General features: G+C 34.2%; 24 protein-coding genes and 1 pseudogene. 7 read left to right on the forward strand and 18 right to left on the reverse strand.

Features of this window, described 5'->3' with window-relative positions; genetic code table 11:
• Nucleotides 1-58 precede the first annotated feature (58 nt).
• The 3 genes from AC1Q8L_RS03745 to AC1Q8L_RS03755 form a co-directional block, all read right to left on the reverse strand.
• The gene (locus AC1Q8L_RS03745; protein WP_001214676.1) at nt 59-1,150 is read right to left on the reverse strand and encodes a serine hydrolase; all 1,092 of its coding nucleotides are present in this window, start codon (nt 1,148-1,150) and stop codon (nt 59-61) included.
• A gap of 177 nt (nt 1,151-1,327) precedes the next feature.
• Nucleotides 1,328-1,489, reverse strand: coding sequence for a hypothetical protein (locus AC1Q8L_RS03750; protein WP_000108701.1), 162 nt, complete (start codon nt 1,487-1,489; stop codon nt 1,328-1,330).
• 65 nt (nt 1,490-1,554) lie between these two features.
• Nucleotides 1,555-1,671: a hypothetical protein gene (locus AC1Q8L_RS03755; protein ID WP_002011946.1), complete on the reverse strand. Its 117-nt coding sequence runs from the start codon at nt 1,669-1,671 to the stop codon at nt 1,555-1,557.
• 40 nt (nt 1,672-1,711) lie between these two features.
• Here AC1Q8L_RS03755 and AC1Q8L_RS03760 point away from each other — a divergent pair, with 40 nt between their 5' ends.
• The gene (locus AC1Q8L_RS03760) at nt 1,712-2,134 is read left to right on the forward strand and encodes a YfmQ family protein (protein WP_000214585.1); all 423 of its coding nucleotides are present in this window, start codon (nt 1,712-1,714) and stop codon (nt 2,132-2,134) included.
• 49 nt (nt 2,135-2,183) lie between these two features.
• On the opposite strand, the gene AC1Q8L_RS03765 is transcribed toward AC1Q8L_RS03760, so the two are convergent.
• The 5 genes from AC1Q8L_RS03765 to AC1Q8L_RS03785 are packed head-to-tail and all read right to left on the reverse strand — an operon-like array spanning nt 2,184 to nt 7,975.
• The gene (locus AC1Q8L_RS03765; protein ID WP_000755329.1) at nt 2,184-3,017 is read right to left on the reverse strand and encodes a hypothetical protein; all 834 of its coding nucleotides are present in this window, start codon (nt 3,015-3,017) and stop codon (nt 2,184-2,186) included.
• A 20-nt stretch (nt 3,018-3,037) separates the two neighbouring features.
• A complete protein-coding gene (locus tag AC1Q8L_RS03770) occupies nt 3,038-4,300 on the reverse strand; it encodes an MBL fold metallo-hydrolase (protein ID WP_033657460.1) in 1,263 nt (420 codons plus the stop codon).
• Nucleotides 4,297-5,967: an ABC transporter permease gene (locus tag AC1Q8L_RS03775; protein ID WP_492339405.1), complete on the reverse strand. Its 1,671-nt coding sequence runs from the start codon at nt 5,965-5,967 to the stop codon at nt 4,297-4,299. The genes AC1Q8L_RS03770 and AC1Q8L_RS03775 overlap by 4 nt, the downstream gene beginning before the upstream one ends.
• A gap of 12 nt (nt 5,968-5,979) precedes the next feature.
• Nucleotides 5,980-7,005: an ABC transporter substrate-binding protein gene (locus AC1Q8L_RS03780; RefSeq protein WP_025118028.1), complete on the reverse strand. Its 1,026-nt coding sequence runs from the start codon at nt 7,003-7,005 to the stop codon at nt 5,980-5,982.
• Nucleotides 6,983-7,975: an ABC transporter ATP-binding protein gene (locus tag AC1Q8L_RS03785; protein WP_000355536.1), complete on the reverse strand. Its 993-nt coding sequence runs from the start codon at nt 7,973-7,975 to the stop codon at nt 6,983-6,985. Before AC1Q8L_RS03785 ends, AC1Q8L_RS03780 begins: the two co-directional genes overlap by 23 nt.
• A 162-nt stretch (nt 7,976-8,137) precedes the next feature.
• Here AC1Q8L_RS03785 and AC1Q8L_RS03790 point away from each other — a divergent pair, with 162 nt between their 5' ends.
• Entirely contained in the window at nt 8,138-9,031 is an 894-nt protein-coding gene (locus AC1Q8L_RS03790) for a LysR family transcriptional regulator (protein WP_001050585.1), read from the forward strand.
• 40 nt (nt 9,032-9,071) lie between these two features.
• Here the strand turns inward: AC1Q8L_RS03790 and AC1Q8L_RS03795 are convergent, their stop codons facing one another.
• Both AC1Q8L_RS03795 and AC1Q8L_RS03800 read right to left on the reverse strand, forming a co-directional pair.
• Nucleotides 9,072-9,596, reverse strand: a complete 525-nt coding sequence (locus AC1Q8L_RS03795; protein ID WP_000736425.1) for a COG3014 family protein — start codon at nt 9,594-9,596, stop codon at nt 9,072-9,074.
• 126 nt (nt 9,597-9,722) lie between these two features.
• On the reverse strand, nt 9,723-10,991 hold the full coding sequence (locus AC1Q8L_RS03800; RefSeq protein WP_000502473.1) for an MFS transporter: 1,269 nt from the start codon (nt 10,989-10,991) through the stop codon (nt 9,723-9,725).
• A gap of 119 nt (nt 10,992-11,110) precedes the next feature.
• Between AC1Q8L_RS03800 and AC1Q8L_RS03805 the strand changes: the two genes are divergently transcribed.
• From AC1Q8L_RS03805 to AC1Q8L_RS03825, 5 genes and pseudogenes are all read left to right on the forward strand, one after another.
• Nucleotides 11,111-12,325 carry a helix-turn-helix domain-containing protein gene (locus AC1Q8L_RS03805; RefSeq protein ID WP_000212337.1) on the forward strand — a complete coding sequence of 405 codons (1,215 nt, stop codon included), beginning with the start codon at nt 11,111-11,113 and terminating at the stop codon, nt 12,323-12,325.
• Between the two features lie 66 nt (nt 12,326-12,391).
• A complete protein-coding gene (locus AC1Q8L_RS03810) occupies nt 12,392-12,571 on the forward strand; it encodes an H-type small acid-soluble spore protein (protein WP_001025734.1) in 180 nt (59 codons plus the stop codon).
• 184 nt (nt 12,572-12,755) lie between these two features.
• Nucleotides 12,756-13,091 (forward strand): antibiotic biosynthesis monooxygenase family protein, encoded by a 336-nt coding sequence (locus tag AC1Q8L_RS03815; protein WP_000157878.1) that lies wholly within the window; start codon nt 12,756-12,758, stop codon nt 13,089-13,091.
• Nucleotides 13,092-13,093: 2 nt separating this feature from the next.
• Nucleotides 13,094-13,678, forward strand: a complete 585-nt coding sequence (locus tag AC1Q8L_RS03820; protein ID WP_000730923.1) for a dienelactone hydrolase family protein — start codon at nt 13,094-13,096, stop codon at nt 13,676-13,678.
• 95 nt (nt 13,679-13,773) lie between these two features.
• A pseudogene (locus AC1Q8L_RS03825) lies at nt 13,774-14,042 on the forward strand (hypothetical protein); the annotation flags it as partial.
• 25 nt (nt 14,043-14,067) lie between these two features.
• On the opposite strand, the gene AC1Q8L_RS03830 reads toward AC1Q8L_RS03825, so the two are convergent.
• The 8 genes from AC1Q8L_RS03830 to flhF all read right to left on the reverse strand — a co-directional run bounded on the left by AC1Q8L_RS03830 (nt 14,068) and on the right by flhF (nt 20,614).
• A complete protein-coding gene (locus tag AC1Q8L_RS03830; RefSeq protein ID WP_000602236.1) occupies nt 14,068-14,238 on the reverse strand; it encodes a DUF3951 domain-containing protein in 171 nt (56 codons plus the stop codon).
• A gap of 62 nt (nt 14,239-14,300) precedes the next feature.
• Nucleotides 14,301-14,612: an AzlD domain-containing protein gene (locus AC1Q8L_RS03835; RefSeq protein WP_000425943.1), complete on the reverse strand. Its 312-nt coding sequence runs from the start codon at nt 14,610-14,612 to the stop codon at nt 14,301-14,303.
• Nucleotides 14,603-15,328: an AzlC family ABC transporter permease gene (locus AC1Q8L_RS03840; RefSeq protein WP_000029963.1), complete on the reverse strand. Its 726-nt coding sequence runs from the start codon at nt 15,326-15,328 to the stop codon at nt 14,603-14,605. The genes AC1Q8L_RS03835 and AC1Q8L_RS03840 overlap by 10 nt, the downstream gene beginning before the upstream one ends.
• The gene (locus AC1Q8L_RS03845; protein ID WP_000343357.1) at nt 15,321-16,157 is read right to left on the reverse strand and encodes a TrmB family transcriptional regulator; all 837 of its coding nucleotides are present in this window, start codon (nt 16,155-16,157) and stop codon (nt 15,321-15,323) included. Before AC1Q8L_RS03845 ends, AC1Q8L_RS03840 begins: the two co-directional genes overlap by 8 nt.
• A 17-nt stretch (nt 16,158-16,174) precedes the next feature.
• Complete coding sequence (locus AC1Q8L_RS03850; RefSeq protein ID WP_000205375.1) at nt 16,175-16,885, reverse strand: alanyl-tRNA editing protein; 711 nt, start codon at nt 16,883-16,885, stop codon at nt 16,175-16,177.
• A gap of 134 nt (nt 16,886-17,019) precedes the next feature.
• Complete coding sequence (locus AC1Q8L_RS03855) at nt 17,020-18,318, reverse strand: NtaA/DmoA family FMN-dependent monooxygenase (protein WP_000106230.1); 1,299 nt, start codon at nt 18,316-18,318, stop codon at nt 17,020-17,022.
• 169 nt (nt 18,319-18,487) lie between these two features.
• Nucleotides 18,488-19,261, reverse strand: a complete 774-nt coding sequence (locus AC1Q8L_RS03860; protein ID WP_001013934.1) for a flagellar basal-body rod protein FlgG — start codon at nt 19,259-19,261, stop codon at nt 18,488-18,490.
• A 42-nt stretch (nt 19,262-19,303) separates the two neighbouring features.
• Nucleotides 19,304-20,614 carry a flagellar biosynthesis GTPase FlhF gene (gene flhF / locus AC1Q8L_RS03865; RefSeq protein ID WP_000446182.1) on the reverse strand — a complete coding sequence of 437 codons (1,311 nt, stop codon included), beginning with the start codon at nt 20,612-20,614 and terminating at the stop codon, nt 19,304-19,306.
• Nucleotides 20,615-20,619 lie beyond the last annotated feature (5 nt).

The raw sequence follows: 20,619 nt of genomic DNA on the forward strand, positions 1-20,619 counted from the left end.
TATTAAAAAAGAGCACTTTGCATAAGCGCTCTTTTGTTTACATAATAAAATTATTTCATTATAATTTATTTCTGAATTCCTCACTTATGGCAATATCTCGAATAAAGTAATCCATATTACTTAGAAGTTTTTCAAATGCTTTTTCACTCAAATTGTTCATCATAAAGACAATCTCAATCTTATTCCCTTTTTTATCAGTACCATAGAAACTATTTGTTAATACAAATGCCGTAGAACCACCTTTCTGTCCAGCAAATTCGAACATACCCTCTCCTACGGTTCCTTTAAATATATTCTCAATCTCACCTTGCATTTGTGGTGTAAAATAATTTCTGCTATTTATCTTTTCCAGTAAACTCATGTAATCCTTCGCATTTGCACCTATAAACCGATCTGACCAAATACGCTGAAAGTCCATATCGGCTTTTAACGATATCTCGCGTTTTGTCCATTCTTTCTCGTCTTTCATCCATTCATGTATTTGCCATACATGCTTAACATATTCATCATTAGACATATTACGTAGCTTGTCCAATGCTTTATTTTGAGGAATATGCAGTTCTTTTTCAACATAGCCCCTCATATATAATGCCCCTGTATACGTTGGATAAAATTCATCGTGACTATTTAAGCCTAACTCTTTCAAACTTTCATTTATCCGCGCTGCTCCAAGCTTGTCCAATAAATATGATGTATTCGCATTCGAACTATAATGGATCATTCCTTTCACTACTTCTTCTAAAGAAGTTTGACCACCCTTCACTAACTCTTTAACTTTTACATCATCTAGCCATGCAGGGTGTGCACCACCATCAGTATTTTTCACATAGTATTTTTCTAATTCTTTCAATGAAATTTGCTCGTCTTTTCTTATTTTCCCTTCAGCTACTTGCTTAGCATATTCAATTGCTATAACGATTTTCGACATACTTGCTAGCGGTAGTTTTTCTTTTTCATTTATTGATGTCAATGTTTCACCATTTCTTTTAACAATTAAAGAAGTTGTTTTATCATCCTTATGTTCTTTTATGTAATTTAGCACATAATTAGAGTCTTCTTTGGAATTGACATATTCCTTCACTGAAAAGAAAGCTATACAGCCTACTATAGTAATTCCAGCTATAATTCCAACAACTTTTAATCCCCTCATGATACTCCCCCTAAAATAAACATATTATATATTATACTAAATAAATTTCCCTTTTTAAGTAATAATTAGATTATTTATACAAAACACTTCTTTTCTTAAACAACAAAAAAACATGCTTTCATGATGAGAGCATGTTTTGTGATATTCTTCACATTGTTTCGTTAAAAAATTATCTTTTTATTTACCATGATGTAACATTAAATCACTAAGTTCTTCTTCAATGTGATTTAATTTCGCAACGCCTTCTTTCCATTTATGAATATAACGTGAAACCCCAACGAAAAACAAAACAATAATTGTGGAAAGAATAATACCATATACGATTGCTACAGTACTCATAGTTACACTTCCTTATAATTAGTAATGTGGTTATTAGTTATATTTTTATTATAAACCTTTTTCTTTTAAAATACTTCAATTTCAACTTTTTGTAACAAAATTGATTTTTCTAATATTTCGTTCGTAAAAATGGCATATTTTTCACAAATTATACAAAACTTCACCATATGTACTATTACCATATGAGTTATATTATTAAATAGAATAAAGGGGATGATTACTATGACGACTTGGTTTATTGTAATGTTAGTTGTATTTGGAGCATTTAAAATTATCGTTTCTAGCCTTCCTAACACTGTTATTGAATCCATTATTAGCAAGTACGAAACACATCCAAAACTTGAAGAAGAGAATGTGACTATTACAATTCATGGAAATAACGTAGAAGGCGAACAGAAATCAAAAATTATTCATGATTTTAACGAAGGTTTATTTTTAGATCGCTATTATGCACCACCCCATAATGAAGGCACTCCTTTAATTATCCATGCAAAACGTGGTAAAAAAGATTTCACATTTTATATTTACAGTCATGAAGAGCATGTTGATGTTGTAAAACAATATAAAAAGAAGGTAGTTGCTTATAGTTTACGCTCTAAAAATCTTCAAAATAGTGATATGTGCGTGTCAGCTGACTTAGCTTAATACTCATATATAAAAAGGAATCCATGGCATATGGATTCCTTTTTACTATTTACTGAAAAATAAGCTCTGTCTTCAAACTATCTTTCGGTAACAACCAGCCTTTTTTCTCTAAACTCGCCATTAATAATTCCCTTTGTTTTGTCGCAATACTTTCTTCATTTGTTTTAAATGACACTTCTATTACGAAGTCATCTTCTAATTTCCCAGTATTACTTAATGGCCAAATTTCAATATTTGCTTTTATGTTTTCAAACTCTCCTGTATATCGCTTCATTAATACAGGACCGTAAATACGGGAATTCTTTAACATCTCTTCTCCCCAATTTGTATACAACCATTTGTTCATTTTCCCTGGTAATTTTTCTATTAACATGTTTTGAGCAGCTTGTTCATTTGGTAAATCAAGTATCCCATATCCTTTAGCACTGTAACTTTTCTTATTTGAAATGCTTAATGTTTTCTTCTCAAATCCCCAATCTATTTCCGCCTCATAACTATCCGTATTACTATCGAATCCTTCTTTTTTAGCTACTTCTAGTGCATCTTGAATTACACCATTTTGAATAGGATATCTTTTTTTATATGTTAGTTCAAAATCTTTACTAAATTCTTTCTTTCGAATTCTAGCAAACCAACCTTCATCACTTAAACTTTTATTCGCAGTATCTAAAAATTGCACTTGTATTCTTTCATATTTTGTACCAGCCTGGAAATTTTCTAGCACCTCTTGCTTCATCTCTTTGTTATCACCTAATACTTGTTCTGGCTTTAATAATAACTTTACTTCAAAACTAGGTTTCATTGGACTAGCAGTAACCCCTTCCTTAACGTTATAAAGGAAACAACAAAAGAAAATGCTTACGAATACAAATACTTTTTTCATATACCTATCCCCTTTACATTTTAACTGACTTCTATACGTTCCATTGCAAGTGAATATACATTTTCATATCCTGCTGTACTTAGCTTTTGTTGTAATCGATCTGTATCCTCTTTCAAAGCGTGTACTAGCACCGTATGTTCTGGTAATAATGTATTTAACATCTCTTTAACGTCTCTTATACTTTGGTGAACTTTATACGGAACTCGCTTCACCCTACATGTACTCCTTACAGGTTCTTTCATAACTCTTTCTGCAAAACTCCCTTTCGCAATGTGCCCAGTAAAAATAACGGCATTCCGCTTTTCATTCCGAAGCTGTTCATAGTATAACTGTGCTCGTCTCGTTTGCATATTCGCATCACTCATTACAACTATTCCGTAACTATTTTGCAGACTAATGTCATTATCCATCACTATTATGTTTCTTTTTAGACTCTTCATAACCCATTTAAGTTCTTTATTATTTTTTATCCAATCTTTATATGCGAACATCTCTTCAAATCCAGCCAAGATTTCTTTATCTACTATAAGAGGAAATTCTTTATATCGTTCATATAAATACAATACTATATCTTGCGCCCTACCAAGTTGTGGCAGCGGTAATAATGCTATTCCTTTATTTTGCATAACTCGTTCAATTTCTGCACATAGTTCGTTTACACGTTCATTTTGCGAAACATCATCTGTGTGATAAGCGGCATCCACAATTGCGACTTTTATATTGTGGCCCAATTTCTCAGGTAAATTAGCTCGTAGTATATTAGACTCTGCTGAATAGTCGCCTGAATAAAATACGTATGTATTATACATATCAACTAAAAACCAAACAGCTCCCAATACATGCCCACTATATCCCCATTGAAACCGCAATGTAGGAGTAATTTGTACCCATTCATTTGGATTGCTAATCTCATCAATACATACATAATTTAAATCTTTTATGTGTTGGTCGCTATAAGGTAAATCCCACCCTTGCATCACATTATAGTTTCTCCATTTTTCATAATATAACGGCAGTTGCTCCTTCGTATAACGAGTCGTCCAAATTTTTTTCTTATAGCCATACTTCGCTAATAAAGGTAAACCCATCGTATGATCTTCATGAATATGTGATAAAAATACCGCATCTAGAAATGGAACAGCTTCTCTCTCTATTTTTGGATAACTATCCTCATAAGATCGATTAATACCACAATCAAATACTATTTTCGTCTCTTTATTTTTTACAAAATAGCAGGAGCGACCGTACTCTCCAGCTCCTCCCCATACTTCTACTCTCATCATGCTACCCCTTTTCGTTTTTGCTCCATATGTTGCAGCAGTAATAAGCACATTGTTGTAAGTCCAACAGAAACAACGGCCATCGCCATGCCTATAGATACTTCACCCTGTTCAAATTGAGCAAAAATAAACGTTGCTGACGTTTCTACTGATGGAGGTAATACGAGAAGCGATGCTACTAACTCTCTTATCGAAATTGTAAATGTCATCGCCCATCCAGCAAGAATGCCTGGGATAATAAGAGGCATTCTTATTTTTCTAAAAATATAAATATAATTTCCAGAAAAAACACTTCCTGCCTGCATGAGAGAATCATCAATTTGTCCGAGTGATGATTTTACATATTGCACCGTGTAAGGTAAAAACAGAACAACATACGTTACGATAACCATGATTGGTGTATTGTAAATTGACATAGGCATATATGGTGAATTCCAAAATAGAATAAGACCTACAACCATAACGATTCCTGGTACCATATTCGGTAACATACCGCACATATCAAGCCATTTTTCAGAGGTTTTTTTCCCCTTTCGAATCATAAGTGCCAAAAAGACTCCAATCATTACCGCGATAATCGCTGTTACGAGTGAAAAAAGAAAACTATTCCATAAAGCCTCTAATCCCGGAGATCCTATTGTAAACAATGCCTCATAATGGCTTGTTGTAAAGTTATTTACATGTAAACCGCCGCCTCTTAATTTTGACAAAGAAGCAATAAGTATAGAAAAGTATGGAATTCCAATTGATACTATTAATAAACCAATTACATACATCCATGCTACAACGCGCGTAAATATAGACAAAGTATATCTTTTAGATTTCACACCTTTTCCACTAACCATTGCATATGAATACTTTCGATTCAATACATTTTGCATATACCAAATAAGCATACAAGCACTAAGTAATAAAGAAGATAATGCTGTTGCACTACTAAAATCAATTGGCCAACTCGAAATAAATTTATGGATTTCTGATGTTAACACGTGGAATCCTATTCTACGTCCGAATGTAGCCGGTGTTCCAAATTCAGCAATCGTCTTTACGAAAATGAGTAAAGCACCCATTACATAACTTGATACTAATAACGGCAATATTATTTTTCTTAAACGATAGAAAAAACTTCCGCCATGAACTGCTGCAGCTTCTTCTTTACTACTCCCAATCTGAAGTAACGTGTTTTTCAGCATGAAATAAAGGAATGGGAATAAATGCAGACTCATAATTAAGACCATACCTCCTAAACTAAAAAACGATGATGAAACTGTCTTTAGCATCGGAAAAAATTGTTCAAAATAGCCGTTAGGTTGCATGAACAAAATCCAGCCCATTGATCCAATATACGGCGGTGTCATAAATGGAATCATAAAAACAATATCTAACTTACTATACTTTCCTACATCTGTTTTGCTCATAATAAACGCCAATGGAAATGCAAATATTGTAGCTCCTATTACAACGAGTACACCTAGAAGCAGCGAATTCAGAAAAATCCCAGCTAATCCACCACTCTGCATCACTTCAAAAGGCTTTAAAAAGTTCCAACTGCTATTTTCATATATACTAGAAAATAAAATAAGAAAAAGGGGAATGACGATTAACATCGCCACAAGCAATAACGCTACCGTCATTCCAACTTGTCTTACTGATACGAATCGATTTACCATGGAATCACCATCTTATTGAAATACTTTCTTAAATTGTTTTCCTATTTCATCTTGCTCTTTCTCAACTGTTTTCCAATCAATATTTAATACTGGAATCTCTTCTACATTTGGTCTATTTTCAGCTTTTATATCTGTTCTACCAGGCAATAAATACGCTTTAGCAACTTGTTTTTGTACATCATCGGATAATAAATAATCAATAAACTCTTTTGCACCTTCAACATTTTTACTATCCTTCATAATCCCCGCTGCACGTGGGCTAATAACTGTTCCGCTTTTTGGATATACAATATCAACAGGTTCCCCCTTTGCTTTTGCGCTATACGTCATATAATCAACACCCGCAATTACCATATCTTTCGCACCTGTTACAACTGGATCTAACGCTTCCTGATTTGCTCCTGCTACTGTAACTTCATTTTTCTTAAGCTGCTCAAATAAATTCCATCCATCTTGTCCATTCTTTTTCACGTATCCTGTTACAAAGTCTAAAGCTGAACCTGAAAGTGCTGGATCTGGAAGATTCACTTTCCCTTTCCATTCTCCTTTCGTTATATCGCTCCAATCTTCAGGCGCTGTCTTCACATTTTTTGTATTGTACACAATCCCTAATGCTGAAGCACTATACCCGAAATAATGCCCTTTATCATCTGACCATTCAGAACGCAGCTTATCAGCTTGTTTCGCCTCTTTATAAGCTAACGTTTGACCCTCTTTCTTTAATCCTTCCATCGCTGGTAATGATGCAAGTACGACTACATCAACGACTGGATTTTTCTTTTCAGCTTCCATTCTCGCTAAAATTTTACCAGTTGTCCCTTGAAACATTTCCACCTTTATACCAGTTTTCTTTTCAAAGTCTTTTTGAATTTTTTCTCCTAACCCCTTTGGCCCTGCACTATATACAACAATTTTCTTTTCAGTCGTATTTTTACTTTTTGCATCTGCATTGCCTGTCTTTGAACTACACCCTGTTACTACAGCCGAAAATAATAAAGTACATACAAATAAAGACTTAAGCAAACTGAATTTCTTCATACGATTCTCCCCCTATATGATGAATACATTTTTTTGGTACATATAACGATACTGGTTTACCGATGCTTAATTTACTATTGTGATAAGCTGTCCATATTCCGAGTGCCCCCATGTTTACTTTTATTTCATACCGTTCTCCTACATATGTAACGTGCTTAATTTCACCTGTATACATTTCGCACACTTCATTTTTCGTCCAGCTCACATGCTCTGGACGAACCATTTTTTTACCCTCTACAAGCCAATTCGCCTTACCAACAAATTTGGCGACAAATTCATGAGACGGTTTCACATAAATATCTTCCGGTGTTCCTTTTTGTAATACTTCTCCTTGTTTCATGACAATAATTTGGTCTGACATTGACATTGCTTCTGTTTGGTCGTGAGTGACATACAGTGCAGTTAAATCAATGGAATGAACGATATCCATAAGCTCTATTCTCATTTCTTCTCGCAAAATTGCATCGAGTGCACTTAGCGGTTCATCAAACAAAATAAAATGAGGTTTTGTTACAATTGCTCTAGCGAATGCGACACGTTGTTGCTGTCCACCAGAAAGTTCGTGTGGATACCTTTTCTCCATACCTTGCAGGCGAACTCGCTTTATCGCATCTTCTACTTTTTCTCGCAATTGATTCGTTTGCTTTGTAGCTCTTAAACCAAATGCAACATTTTCAAAAACAGTCATGTGCGGCCATAAAGCAAAATCTTGAAATACCATACCGATATTCCGTTCATGAGGAGATGTCTTTATCTTTTTTGCAGCAGAATACATGCACTGGTCTCCAAAATATATTTCTCCCTTATCCGGTTCTTCAAGCCCTGCTATCATTCTAAGTAAAGTCGTTTTCCCACATCCCGAAGGTCCTAAAAGTGTAGTGAATTCCCCTTGTTTCATTACAATCTGCAACGGCTTTAACGCCTGTATTTTTCCAAATGTCTTTTCTAATCCACTAATTGTAATATCCATTGCTTCACCTCTCTCCCCTCATTCTTAACCTGCTTTCATTCTATATGGAAGATTTATACTGAATGTTAATGTACTGTAAAGATTAAATTAAAAAACTTCTAATAAACTATTTATTTCTATAGATTTTTTCTATAGTTAAAATAAAAAAGGCGGCAATTCATAATGAATCTCTTAAAATTAGAAATTATAGTACTTATTAAGAAATACAAAAAGCTTACAATCGTTGCAGAAAAACTTGGCGTTAAACAACCAACTATTACATTTCATATAAAAAGCTTAGAAGAAGAACTCGGTGTATCTCTATTCGAATTACGTTCTGGAAGGTATTTCTTAACAGAGGCTGGTGAGGCTTTGCACCATTATGCTTGTAAAATAGATGCACTTATGAAAGAAGCTAGACGTGTCACGCAAGAGTTTAAAGATTTTCATAAAGGTGCTATAACAATCGGCGCTAGTTATGTACCAGCGACTTATCTTTTGCCAGAAGTCGTTCATCAATTTCAATGTGAATTTCCCAATATAAAAATAACGCTACTAGTGAAAACAGCCCCTGAAATTCGAATGATGCTACAAAATCACGAAATCGATCTTGGGATAATTTCCGCTGCTCCATTTGATGAACCACTTTTAAAACAAACGAATATAATGCCCGATACACTTGTTCTTGCCTTTTCCAAAGAACATTATTTTTCAAAGAAAGACAATGTATCGTTACAAAATATCGAAAAGGAACGCATACTATTGCATCGTAATCCATCTACAACGAGAGATTTACTTACACAATGGACATTGGCGCACAACATTACATTCCAATCTGAAATTGAATTAGACTCATTAGAAACGATGAAACAAATTTTAAAATATGGTAATGGAATTGCCTTTATTTCTAAACTTGCTATCGAGCAAGAAATACAACGAAATGAGCTATGCTATATACCAATCCCTGAATTTGAATTTCAGCGTAACATTTATACGATTCATCATGAGGACAGATGGAATTCTAAAATCATTTCTTTTTTACTACAGAGCATCACTTCATTTGCAACAAAAAATTAAAAGGCTGTCATTATGCACGACAGCCTTTCAAACTATAAATCTATTTATTTTTCTTTGCCTCAATTTTTGCTTGCGCCTCTTCAGCCTTATCTAATGCTTCTGATACTTTCTTCTCTTTTTCTTTCACTTCATCTATACTATCGACAGCTTTAATAATTTTATCGATTCCTTCTTCTTCTACCTTTCTACGCTTTGCCACTCTTTCATTTACTTTCTCTTCCACATCTTTTGCTTTTTGAAGCATATTCTCTGCATTTGATGTTACAGCTTTTTCAAGTTCATCATCTTTTTTCTTTTGTAACACTTCATTTGCAATGTCTTTCGCTTCTAAATACTTACCGTCTTTTAATGCTGTTGCTCCGTGATCCATTCTCTCAGCAACTTCTTTATATGATTTCGCTTCATTTCCTGCTTTCTCTTTTTCTGCTTTTTCGAACCACATTGTTGCATCACTATACTTTTCATCTTTCAATGATTGCATACCTGTTTCAATATATGTGTCATAATTGCTACATCCAGCCATTACGACTAATAGAAAAAGCATAACAAAACTTAATTTTTTCATGCTGTTGTCTCCTTTTCTTTGCAAGCTCACTTTACTTTAACATACATGAAAAAGAGTTTCAAAAACTAAAATACTAATTTAGTCATTTTTATAATGATAAGTCAAATTTTTATTATTTTCTTATTTTTAAGCGGACACATCTACTTGTTTTTTCGCCATATGTTGCTTTACTCCAACTAATACAACTAACAATAACCCTCCACCTATTGTCATCATAACAATGCTAGTTGGCAACATATCTAATAGTAGTCCATATACAATCATACCAAGCGGCGCGATTGCAGTCGCAATTGTTTCAAGTAGGCCAAACACACGCCCTAGGTAGCTCGGATCTGTCGTTTTTTGCATATGTACTTGCATTGGAATGTTTACAATCATAATTGCTATACCAGTTAACATCATAAAAGCAATATAGTAAATAAAACTTGCTACTTTTGGAATGACAACTAACAACGGAAAGACTGTACATAAACTTAAACCTGCAAACAAAAACAATCCAGTATAAATAGAACGAAATGGATTATTCACTTCTTTACGCACTGATAAAGCAATCGCTCCCATTAGCATCCCGACTGCTAACATTCCCTCTACAGTACCGAGTTGCTTTGAAGATAAATGCAATGTATGGACGATAATGTACGGAAGTGCAACTGTTAGACCACACGCAAAAAAGTTTACCCACAATGCTATTTTCATTAAACCATATATTTCACGTTGTCTTTTTACATATAAAAAACCTTCTTTTATACTCGTCAAGAAATGCTCTGTACTTTCAGCCACTTCTTTTTTATATAAATCAAATACGATAAATAATTGCAAAATAACCGCTAAAAAGAACGTAATGCTATTTAATAGGAAAAACGATTTAATTGAAAAGAAACCATATACAACTCCGCCAATAATCGGTCCTAAAATATTTGATAAAGAAGCTGCCGTTTGATTTAAAGCACTCGCTTTTTGAATACGTCCTTCATCTACTAAACTCGGAATAGACGAAGTTAATGCAACAGAATAAAAACTTGCACAAATTGATAATAATGCTGCTGAAATATAAATAAAAAGAAGTGATGGCCCAAATATAGTAGCAAGAATAAACATACTAAGCATCGTTAAACTACTTAATAAATCAGTACCAATGACAAGCCATTTTCGATTCACACGGTCTGCTACAGCACCAGCAATTGGGCCACAGATCATCCTTGGAAGTGATCCGCAAACGAGCGTAATTGCAAACCCCATCCCTGAACCAGTAGTCTTTAATACATATAACCCCATTGCGAACGTATAAATACCTGCGCCTAATAAAGACGTCATTTTTCCAATCATCATTAAAATGATATTTCTAGTTGCAATCTTCATTCTTGAATCATGTTGTCCTATACTTATATCTCCCATTTTTGACTCTCTCCCCTTAAAAGTTAAATTGTGTTAAACTTATTATATAATCAACTTTCCAATTTTCACAACAAAAAGTTAAATACAATTAAACTTTTTAAATATAAAGGAGCAATAATATGGCAACTCTCGGTGAAAAAATTAAAGCATTACGAAAAGATAAAAAGCTTACGCAAACAGCACTGGCAGGTTCGGAACTGACAAAAAGTATGCTTAGTCAAATTGAAAATGGAAAAGCTACCCCTTCTATGAAAACATTACAATATATTGCGGAAAAACTTGAATGTGAAACTAGCTTTTTATTAGAAGAAGATGAAGAAGAAATTGTGGAACTCATTCAAAAAATGGAGCCATTAATAAAATCAAATAAATGCGATGAAGTATACAAGACTTTACTACCTATCGTTCAAAAAGAACTATCCCTTACTTTAAACACAGCACGTTTATATAAACAATTCATAACTGGAGCGGCCATTATGAACGATTATAATATTGAATATTACGTTGAAACAGCTGTTTCTATATTTGAAAAATATACTTTGTATCGTGAAAGTACCGAAACGAAATTACTGTTTTACTATATGCTCTACAAACGGAAAAAATATAAAGAATGTTTACAGTTGATTACCAAAATTCGCGATGAATATAAAACGAAGAATTTAGAAATGGATCTTATTACACATATACAATTATATTTAAAAGAAGCAATTATTTTACTCGCATATGGTAATTATGAAAAATGTGAAAAAATCATTTTAGATGCACTTGCATTTTCAAAAAAACATCAAGTGTATTATAAAACAGATGAATTTTACCGTATTTTATCTTATCAAAAAATCATTACAACCGATAAAGAACGATATTTATATTACATAAAAAAATCGGAGCAATTTGCCATTTTTACAGAAGATACTTTATCCGCTGCAAATATAGATATATTAAAAGCTTATTACTACAATACCGTTACAAATGAATATACAATTGCATTAGAACATTTAGAACAATTCCGAGAAAAACTAAAAGATGTACCGATTTTTCAAGAAGATGGATTGTATTATCTTGAAAAAGGAAAATCTCTGTATGGTTTAAAACGTTACGAGGAAGCTTTGGAAACATTAAAACGTGCTAATATTCCAGATTATATGAGTCATCCACTTGATCAGTCATGGTTATTAACAGCTGGCTCATATCGTGCCCTGTGTCATATAGAACTTCAAGATAAACCAGCTGCTCTGAAAGAAGCAAAAGAAGCAGTTCAAACGATAGATGGTTATCCTGATTCCATCTTTTCTTCATTTATTAAAGAAACATTACAAATAATACAAAAACTTTAAGAATGTCTCTAAATGGTATATTATTCCTCTTTTTTAGCAAAGATAATAATGATGGGAGGAATATAAATGAATATACAACGTGCAATAGAGCTTTCTGTGTCAGCGGAACAAGCCAATGTCAGTTTTCAAGGCATGCCTGTTATGATTCAACACGTCGATGAAAGCAATGAAACCGCCCGCATATATGAAGTAAAAAACCCAGGACGCGAATTAACTGTTCCAGTTAATAGCTTAGAGGAAATATAAGAAATGCCACTTCTCTTTTGAAGTGGCATTTTTCTTATTTCAGATTACTTATTATAAATTTCTTCAATCTTTTATTTTACATGAGCTGAAAAAATAAGAATTTTCTACTTCTTTTCTTTTTATGACCTGCTAAAATACAAACTATGGATTAATTATTCGTACTATACATTAAGGGGGAAAAATAATGGCATCTAATTTAGAAAAAAACAAGCCTTATTATGCAGTTATATTCACTTCTAATTTATCAAATGATACAACTGACTATAATACCGTTGCCGAAGAAATGGAAAAACTCGCAAAGCAACAACCTGGATTTTTAGGTGTAGAAAGTGCACGAGGTAATTCTGGGCTCGGAATAACAATTTCTTATTGGGAATCACTTGATGCAATTGAAAATTGGAAAAAGAACACCTTACATAAAGAAGCGAAAAAAAGAGGTCGTGAGCACTGGTATGAAAACTTCCACCTGCGTATTTGCCTTGTTGAGAAAGAATTTAAGTTTCATAGAGGCGATTTATAACTATGAAGAAAAAAGTAGCTCTCGTTATTGTTCATGAAATATATGGTGTGAACGACCATATGCATCACGTTACCCAGCACTTTACTTCATCTCATATAGACGTATTCTGTCCTAATCTTCTACAATTACAACATGCATTTCATTATAGTGATGAAGAAAAAGCATATGAACATTTTGTAAATCATATTGGATTTGATTATGGAAAAAAGCAAATTGAAGAATTCATTTCTCATCTTTCTAGTAGTTATACACATATTGGACTTATCGGCTTTAGTGTTGGAGCTACCATCTCCTGGCTATGTAGTAACAATCCGAAAATTGATTTTATTATCGGATGTTACGGTTCTCGTATACGTGACTATATTCATATAAAACCAACATGTGCTACCTTACTTATTTTCCCTGAAAAAGAATCTAGTTTTTCAGTATCCTCTTTAATTCACACATTGCAGCAACAAAAGAATCCTTTATTAGAAATAAAACAACTACACGGTGAACATGGATTTCTAAATCCGTACACTGAAAAATATAACGAGCACTCTACAAAACAAGCATACAATTTAATAGATTCATTTCTTGTAAAGTGAAACTTCAATCAGTGGGGTGGGTTAATACTCCACTGATTATTCCCCCTCACCAATCGGGCTGTTAATGCGTGATAAAAACAATCTTATAAAGGAGATTTTTCAACCGCCTCTACTTACAATCTATTATCGTTTGCATTTTATTTTTTACTAATTGGATCTTATATGTAACAACTTTTTATTCGCTACTCCCCGCGAAAGTTAGTGAGTTCCTATTCCTACCCATTTGGTTTTTCCTTTGTATTTTAGGTTTTATAACTTTCTGGCGCGAATGGGGAATAATCGTGTATTCTCAATATGTATCTGTTTTCTTTCCTTGACTAGTTTTTTATTTGGGTTATTGTTGTTAGTTCTTTCGGGGATGTAATAGAAGAAGGAAGAAAAGCCAACTTTCAACTTTTCTTCCTTCTATGTTTACCTTTAGTTTTCACTGTCACTGATTCACAAGGTGTATAATATATTTGAGGTGTCGCCTTATCAACAAACATCATAAACGTAATAAAGCCGATAATAAAGAAAATAAATAACGTTAACAAAATTGCTCCTATCGTTAAAAGTATCATAACACCACCCCTATATTTTTCATGTTATTACACTTTTCGCTATGATATGAGCGTAATCCTTTTTAGAAAAGGAAACGTAACAAAATAATCACAATCACTCCCGTTAATACTGTACCTAATAAACTACGAGTATATATCGCTACAAGAAATGTTGGAATTGCTGCAATAAGATAATCCCACTGCATCGTTTCATGCATAAATAAAACTTGTGCTAAAAGCGCTGCTAATATCGCAATTGGTATGTAATTTAACCATTTTAAACCCCAGTCAGGAATTTGTAGTTTGCTAAATACAAGTAGAGGTAAAATACGTGGCACGAGTGTAACAGCTCCTGCTGCTAGTAAAAGTAATAATACATCTAATCTCATTTCCATTTTTCAATCAACACTCCAATCGTCGCAGCTAGTAAGGTTGCGATAATAACCGCTATACTATCTGGCATAAATAGGTGTGAAACGTATGCGATAATAATCGCTACAATTGCAACACTTAAATGAATTGCTAGTTTCGGTTTACTACTTATGAGCTGAAGAACAAATAATCCGATAAACATCGCTGGTAATGCATAATCCATGCCGTATGTATGTGGATCTGGTATCCACTCACCAAATAGCCCGCCAATGATAGTAGCAAGAATCCAATTTAAATACGCTGTTACATTAAGCCCTATCATCCATCTTTCACCTAAATATCCTTTTTGCGCAGCATGCTGCACTGCAACGCCGAAAGTTTCATCTGTAATTTGAGAACCGATGATTAAGTTTTTAAATAGAGGAATTTTCGTAAAGTACGGTGCAAGCGCTGCGCTCATTAATAAATGGCGTAAATTAACAAAAAATACAGTGAAAATAATTGCGGAAGCAGGAGCACCGGCTGCATACATACCAGCTAATATAAATTGGGCAGAACCTGCATATATTAAAGTGGACATAAATGCAATTTCAATGATAGAAAAACCTGCTGTTTTTGCAATTACACCAGCTGCTATACCGATGCTCAAATAACCAAATACAGTTGGTAAACAATCTTTTACTCCTTGCTGAAATGTATCATCGCTCTGCAAAGCTACATGTGCCTCAGCTTTACTCATCTCTATCATCCTCCATTCCTTCTAAAGTTCGTTTTCCTGTTACGACATGAACTAAATCTATATTTTCACGCCATAACGTATCTAACTTATCAGCTCCAAATTCCTTTGTGATTTCTTCAACCATAATATCGTGCCGCACATACTCTGTCGCAACGAGAACTAGCGCTGGGTCATACGTTGTAACGGCCCATGAAGTGCTATCATTTGAGAAGTTCGCAATTAATACTTCCTCTCCATCACGAGCAATAACAGTTAAATGACCACCCATTCTCTTTTCAACAACATGGGGCGTCATATAATTATGATGAAACGTGGCTCCTATTTTTGTTTCTGGAGCTCCAAATAAGATTGAAAATATATGTACGCCTTCCTCTTCCTTTTGATGAATGTATGGCTCAATTTCATGCACTTGTTCTTCCCATACAGAAATCCATAATTCTTCCTTTGCCCTATTAATTATATTGCATATTTCTTTTAAAACACGATCATTTGAGCGAATATGCGAAATTACATCTATTTGTCGCTCTTGTTCTAAACAATTTAATTTCTCATCTAAAAATTCAAAGGACTTTTCAAAGTCTTTTCGCATTCGATTCATTAATTCGGTAGCTGGTACTGGTACATATTTAACTGGTTCAGAAGGTACAATATGCACCGCTCCTTTATCCATTAACTTACCGAGTACCTCGTAAATCATAGAACGAGGTACTCCTGTTTGTTTACTCACTTCATAGCCTGTTACTGGGGAGTGTTTTAATAATCCAATATACGCTTTACATTCATACTGGGAAAATCCTAACTTTTGTAATTCCTTTATAATTTCATCCATCGGTAACCCCTCACAATCTAAATCGCCCTTACTTCAAAACGACGATTTTGCTTCCCTTTACTTTTTACTTTATCAATAACAAGTGTTCCTATTTCACTCGTATTTTTCACATGTGTGCCTCCACAAGCTTGTTCGTCTAAATTTTCAATTGTAACAATGCGGATTTCTTGGATAGTAGTTGGCAGGAGATTTATTGCTGTTTTAATCATTCCTACAGCATTTTCTGCTTCTTCGCGGCTCATATAGCGAGTGGAAATTTCTTTATTTTGCTCAATAAGTTTATTCACTTCCTCAACAATTTCTTCTACTTCCACGCTCGATAACTCTTGTAACTCATTAAAATCGATACGTGCTTTATCAGGATAAATTTGGTTTCCGGTGCATAGTGCTCCATACTTTTCATAAACAACAGCTCCGATAAGATGCAGTAACGAGTGATGACGCATTAAATTATGACGTCTTTCCCAATTAATCTCTAATTTAACTGGACCTAATTTTACTTGAGCTTCATCTTTTATATAGTGAACTATTTCTCCCTGCTCCCTCTTTACTTTTTCAACTTCAAATACAGACCCATCTTGTACAATGACACCCGTATCACATTCCTGCCCTCCACCAGTTGGATAAAAAACTGTTTCTTTTAGAAATACTTTATTCCCTTCTACTTTTATCACTTCTGTTTCGCAACTCGTTTTGTATGCATCTTCTAAATATAATGCCGTTGTCATACTCTCACCTCTTTAGTAGTTATAGTTATACCTACTAATATAAAAAATAACATTCATACAGTCAACTTATATTTCAGAATTTTTAATTTTAAATAAAAAAAGCCTTTTACAATAAGGCTTTTTTCTACATGCTATTATTTTAACTGTAAAGTATTTAATATGTTCCCCGCCAAATGCTCCCGTAAAGTAGAACCTGTATACTCTTCCCTAAATACACCCGCCTTCACAAATAAAGGGATGACTTCACTAAAGAATAGATCTAGTGACTTTGGAGGTCCTCCTGGAATAGCAATAAATCCATCTAACGCCCCTGCCTCAAACCTATCCATAATTTGCTTCGCAACGTCTTGTGGTGTACCAACCGCAACCCAATGAGCCGATCCAACAACTTCTGGTCGTTCTAGTATTTGTTCAACTGTTGGTTCATTTTTAATAATGAAGTTCCGTAATAACTCGGCATGAGTTTTACTACGTACAGTTTGATCCCGACTTGGCAGCATCTCTTCCGTAATTTTACTTTCTAGCGGAATCCCTCTCGCATCTAATCCGAGAACCATTTCAAGTAACGCATATCTCTTCTCTTTTGTAAGATGTTGATGAGCTTGCCTATGCATTTCTAACGCTTCTTCATATGTATCACCTATAAAGAAATATAATCCAGGTAATACACGTATAGCATCTTGGCTACGGTCATGCTGTTCTGCTCTTCTTCTTAAATCTTGACGAAGTTCAATTCCTGACTCTACATCTGGCGTTGCGGCAAAAATTGCATCAGCAACAGAAGCAGCAAAATTCCGACCAGACTCTGAAGCACCGGCTTGAAATAATGGCATTTCTCCTGGTATATGCTGCGGAATATTAAGTGGACCTTTTACCTTAAAGTACTCACCATTATGCTCAATAGGCTTTACCATCTCTCTAATAACATCAGGATTATCTACTTTCAATACTTCATTAGGGTGACTCCTCCAAAGTTTTCTTACTAACTCTGTACATTCTGCCGCTTTCGCGTATCGTTCCTCAGATGATGGCATCCCTTCCTCACCAAAGTTTTCAGCACCGTCAATGGATGTAACAATATTCCACCCTACTCGGCCGTTACTAATCCAGTGTAACGATTGTAATTGCCTTGCTAATATATATGGTGGATAAAACGAAGTTGAAGCAGTTGTAACGACTCCAATTTTTTCTGTCGCATAAGCAATAGCAGTAAACAGTAACGTCGGGTCTAAAATGACACTCCCTTTATTACGAGCAATTAAATCTGGGTGCGCCACTAAATAATCGGCTTTAAAAACAAAATCTAACTTAGCCTTTTCTGCCTGTAGTGCCAACTCTACTTGTTCATCAATTCCGGAATTAAACTCATTCTCTTGTTCTTTCTTTCTAGAAATTAAACATAATCCAATGCAAAGTTGATTATTTGTAGACATATATACACCATCCCCTTGTTTTTAATTCACTTAGTTAAACAAATGTTGCTGTCATTATGAAATTCTATTCTTATGAAAATAGATAAAATGATATTGATAATCATTATCATTTTATGATGTAACTGTAATAAAAGCAATAACAAAAAAGACTCCCACTTTTGGAAGTCCTTTATCTCAATATTTCATTCGCTTCTTTTTCATAAATTTTATCAAATGACGTCATAACGCGCTGTGATGCTTGAATCATCTTTTGATCTGTCATAAGATCGGCCATCTCTTTCGTCATATCTACATTTGAATTTTCTAGCATATGATTTTTTACTATTCCTGTTCCATTCGGTAAATTAGCAATGTTTCCTTCTGCTAGTGTAAAGCTTTTATTTTCACGTTGTACGAGACGAGCATTCGTTTCTGCATCTACTGTTTTTGTTTGCAAACGAGCAATATTATTTTGTGTTACTTCATCATATAATGTACCGTCTGCTTGTACAGCAACCTTTGCTCCTTCCGGAATACGAATACGCTCATTATTCTCTCCCATTACGAAAGCACCTGAAGATGTTTGTAAATAACGATCACTATTTAATGTGAAACTACCATCTCTCGTTAAAAACGTTTCATCATTTTTAGAAGTAACGAAAAATGATGTTGTGCCGGCTGCGCCGTCATCTAAAAAGAAATCTGTAGCGCTATTTGTCATTTGTATATTTCCTTGTACTAAATTCACATGTGTTGCAGCTGGTACTACAGCATAATCGACCGAACCGATATTTGTTACCGCCCCATCTCCGCGGCGATATGTGTCTTGTACATCAAATACTTTAGACGTCATATTTTCTGCTTTAAATCCTGTCGTTTGAGCATTTGCAACGTTATTCGAATGAACATTAATTCGCTGCATGTAGTTCATCATACCCATAGAACCTATATAAAGACCGTTCATATTCGTTTGAATAAGGCAAGCGCCTTATTCTTCACCTCTTTTCTACGATGTTTGTAACATTTGTTTCGCTAAATGTTCAGCTGTAGCGATATGTATATTTTTCCTTATGTCTTGGCCATCTGTCATTAATACAATAGGAGCTGATGATACTGCTGGAATTTTCAACAATTCACCACTACTTGCTGTTTCATCAAATTTTGTAAACACAATACCATCTATATGAATATCTTTAAAGTTTGTAATGATTTCAATCATATCTTTACTTTTCATCGAAGCTGATAACGTTAAACAAATATAATCTGGCTCTACTTGTCCCATCGTTTCAATCATTTCTTCTACTGTTTCTGTCGTACGATAATTTTTTCCGGCTGTATCAATTAAAATATAATCGACGCGCGCTTCTTCTTTAAAATACGTAAGCGCTCTTGTCATTGCAGCTTCATCACGCACAGCAATTACTTCCGATCCAATTGTCTTTACGTTATCTTGCAATTGCTGCACTGTCCCTATGCGCGAATGATCTGTCGTTATAAAACCAACTGTTTTGTTCTTACCGTGAAATTGCCATGCCATTTTCGCAAGCGTCGTCGTTTTACCAACACCAGTTGGACCGATTAATGCAATTGTTTGTACTTCTTTTTCAAAGACGTTTTCCGTATTGAAATGAGATTTCATATCTTCCAATATGTACCTAATAACTTCTTCTTCCGTAATCATCGTTGCATTTTCAAACTTTATTTTTAACTTTTCAGCATATGCATAAATGAAATATTGTTCCACATCGTTTTGTTCTAGCATCCGAATTACCTTTTGAATAATAAACGGTACAGATTCTTGACTTTCTTTCTTTGGAACTACTTCTTCTTTCTTTACCGGAACGACTTGTTTCACAACTTTTTTCTTTTTCGGTACTTCCGTTTCTTTCGTCTGTTTCACCACGACAATTCCTTTTTCAAACAGCTTTAATAGTTTTTCTTTTTTTCTTGCCCATTCTTCACTATTTCCTGTTTGCATTGCCGCGTATGACATAGAAGTCGTTACGTTTTCTAAATTGTGCAGTACTGATTGAATTCCATTCGCCTTCACAATTTGTTCTGAAGGATCATTCACAACATCCATTAACTGTTCATGAAATTGAGCTGTACCTTCATTCACTTCTTCCTGTTTTTCTTCTGGAAAAGCAACTAACATTTCATAATCCTTTTTCCAGAAAAACGGTATATTTCGTTTTACACTTTCATCGACAACGTAATAATAATCTGTACCATATTGGTCAAATAACTTTCGATACAATTCATTTTTCGAAGCTGCTTTTATTCGCATTAACGCTTCTTTCTTTTCTGTACTTTCCATTACTT

The sequence above is a fragment of the Bacillus sp. GW823-FHT06A11 genome, assembly GCF_058795355.1.

Bases quoted from the DNA above. Each gene is read 5' to 3' on its own strand.
- AC1Q8L_RS03745 (WP_001214676.1), bottom strand. From the start codon at position 1,150: ATGAGGGGATTAAAAGTTGTTGGAATTATAGCTGGAATTACTATAGTA.
- AC1Q8L_RS03750 (WP_000108701.1), bottom strand. From the start codon at position 1,489: ATGAGTACTGTAGCAATCGTATATGGTATTATTCTTTCCACAATTATT.
- AC1Q8L_RS03755 (WP_002011946.1), bottom strand. From the start codon at position 1,671: ATGGTAATAGTACATATGGTGAAGTTTTGTATAATTTGTGAAAAATAT.
- AC1Q8L_RS03760 (WP_000214585.1), top strand. From the start codon at position 1,712: ATGACGACTTGGTTTATTGTAATGTTAGTTGTATTTGGAGCATTTAAA.
- AC1Q8L_RS03765 (WP_000755329.1), bottom strand. From the start codon at position 3,017: ATGAAAAAAGTATTTGTATTCGTAAGCATTTTCTTTTGTTGTTTCCTT.
- AC1Q8L_RS03770 (WP_033657460.1), bottom strand. From the start codon at position 4,300: ATGATGAGAGTAGAAGTATGGGGAGGAGCTGGAGAGTACGGTCGCTCC.
- AC1Q8L_RS03775 (WP_492339405.1), bottom strand. From the start codon at position 5,967: ATGGTAAATCGATTCGTATCAGTAAGACAAGTTGGAATGACGGTAGCG.
- AC1Q8L_RS03780 (WP_025118028.1), bottom strand. From the start codon at position 7,005: ATGAAGAAATTCAGTTTGCTTAAGTCTTTATTTGTATGTACTTTATTA.
- AC1Q8L_RS03785 (WP_000355536.1), bottom strand. From the start codon at position 7,975: ATGGATATTACAATTAGTGGATTAGAAAAGACATTTGGAAAAATACAG.
- AC1Q8L_RS03790 (WP_001050585.1), top strand. From the start codon at position 8,138: ATGAATCTCTTAAAATTAGAAATTATAGTACTTATTAAGAAATACAAA.
- AC1Q8L_RS03795 (WP_000736425.1), bottom strand. From the start codon at position 9,596: ATGAAAAAATTAAGTTTTGTTATGCTTTTTCTATTAGTCGTAATGGCT.
- AC1Q8L_RS03800 (WP_000502473.1), bottom strand. From the start codon at position 10,991: ATGGGAGATATAAGTATAGGACAACATGATTCAAGAATGAAGATTGCA.
- AC1Q8L_RS03805 (WP_000212337.1), top strand. From the start codon at position 11,111: ATGGCAACTCTCGGTGAAAAAATTAAAGCATTACGAAAAGATAAAAAG.
- AC1Q8L_RS03810 (WP_001025734.1), top strand. From the start codon at position 12,392: ATGAATATACAACGTGCAATAGAGCTTTCTGTGTCAGCGGAACAAGCC.
- AC1Q8L_RS03815 (WP_000157878.1), top strand. From the start codon at position 12,756: ATGGCATCTAATTTAGAAAAAAACAAGCCTTATTATGCAGTTATATTC.
- AC1Q8L_RS03820 (WP_000730923.1), top strand. From the start codon at position 13,094: ATGAAGAAAAAAGTAGCTCTCGTTATTGTTCATGAAATATATGGTGTG.
- AC1Q8L_RS03830 (WP_000602236.1), bottom strand. From the start codon at position 14,238: ATGATACTTTTAACGATAGGAGCAATTTTGTTAACGTTATTTATTTTC.
- AC1Q8L_RS03835 (WP_000425943.1), bottom strand. From the start codon at position 14,612: ATGGAAATGAGATTAGATGTATTATTACTTTTACTAGCAGCAGGAGCT.
- AC1Q8L_RS03840 (WP_000029963.1), bottom strand. From the start codon at position 15,328: ATGAGTAAAGCTGAGGCACATGTAGCTTTGCAGAGCGATGATACATTT.
- AC1Q8L_RS03845 (WP_000343357.1), bottom strand. From the start codon at position 16,157: ATGGATGAAATTATAAAGGAATTACAAAAGTTAGGATTTTCCCAGTAT.
- AC1Q8L_RS03850 (WP_000205375.1), bottom strand. From the start codon at position 16,885: ATGACAACGGCATTATATTTAGAAGATGCATACAAAACGAGTTGCGAA.
- AC1Q8L_RS03855 (WP_000106230.1), bottom strand. From the start codon at position 18,318: ATGTCTACAAATAATCAACTTTGCATTGGATTATGTTTAATTTCTAGA.
- AC1Q8L_RS03860 (WP_001013934.1), bottom strand. From the start codon at position 19,261: ATGAACGGTCTTTATATAGGTTCTATGGGTATGATGAACTACATGCAG.
- flhF (WP_000446182.1), bottom strand. From the start codon at position 20,614: ATGGAAAGTACAGAAAAGAAAGAAGCGTTAATGCGAATAAAAGCAGCT.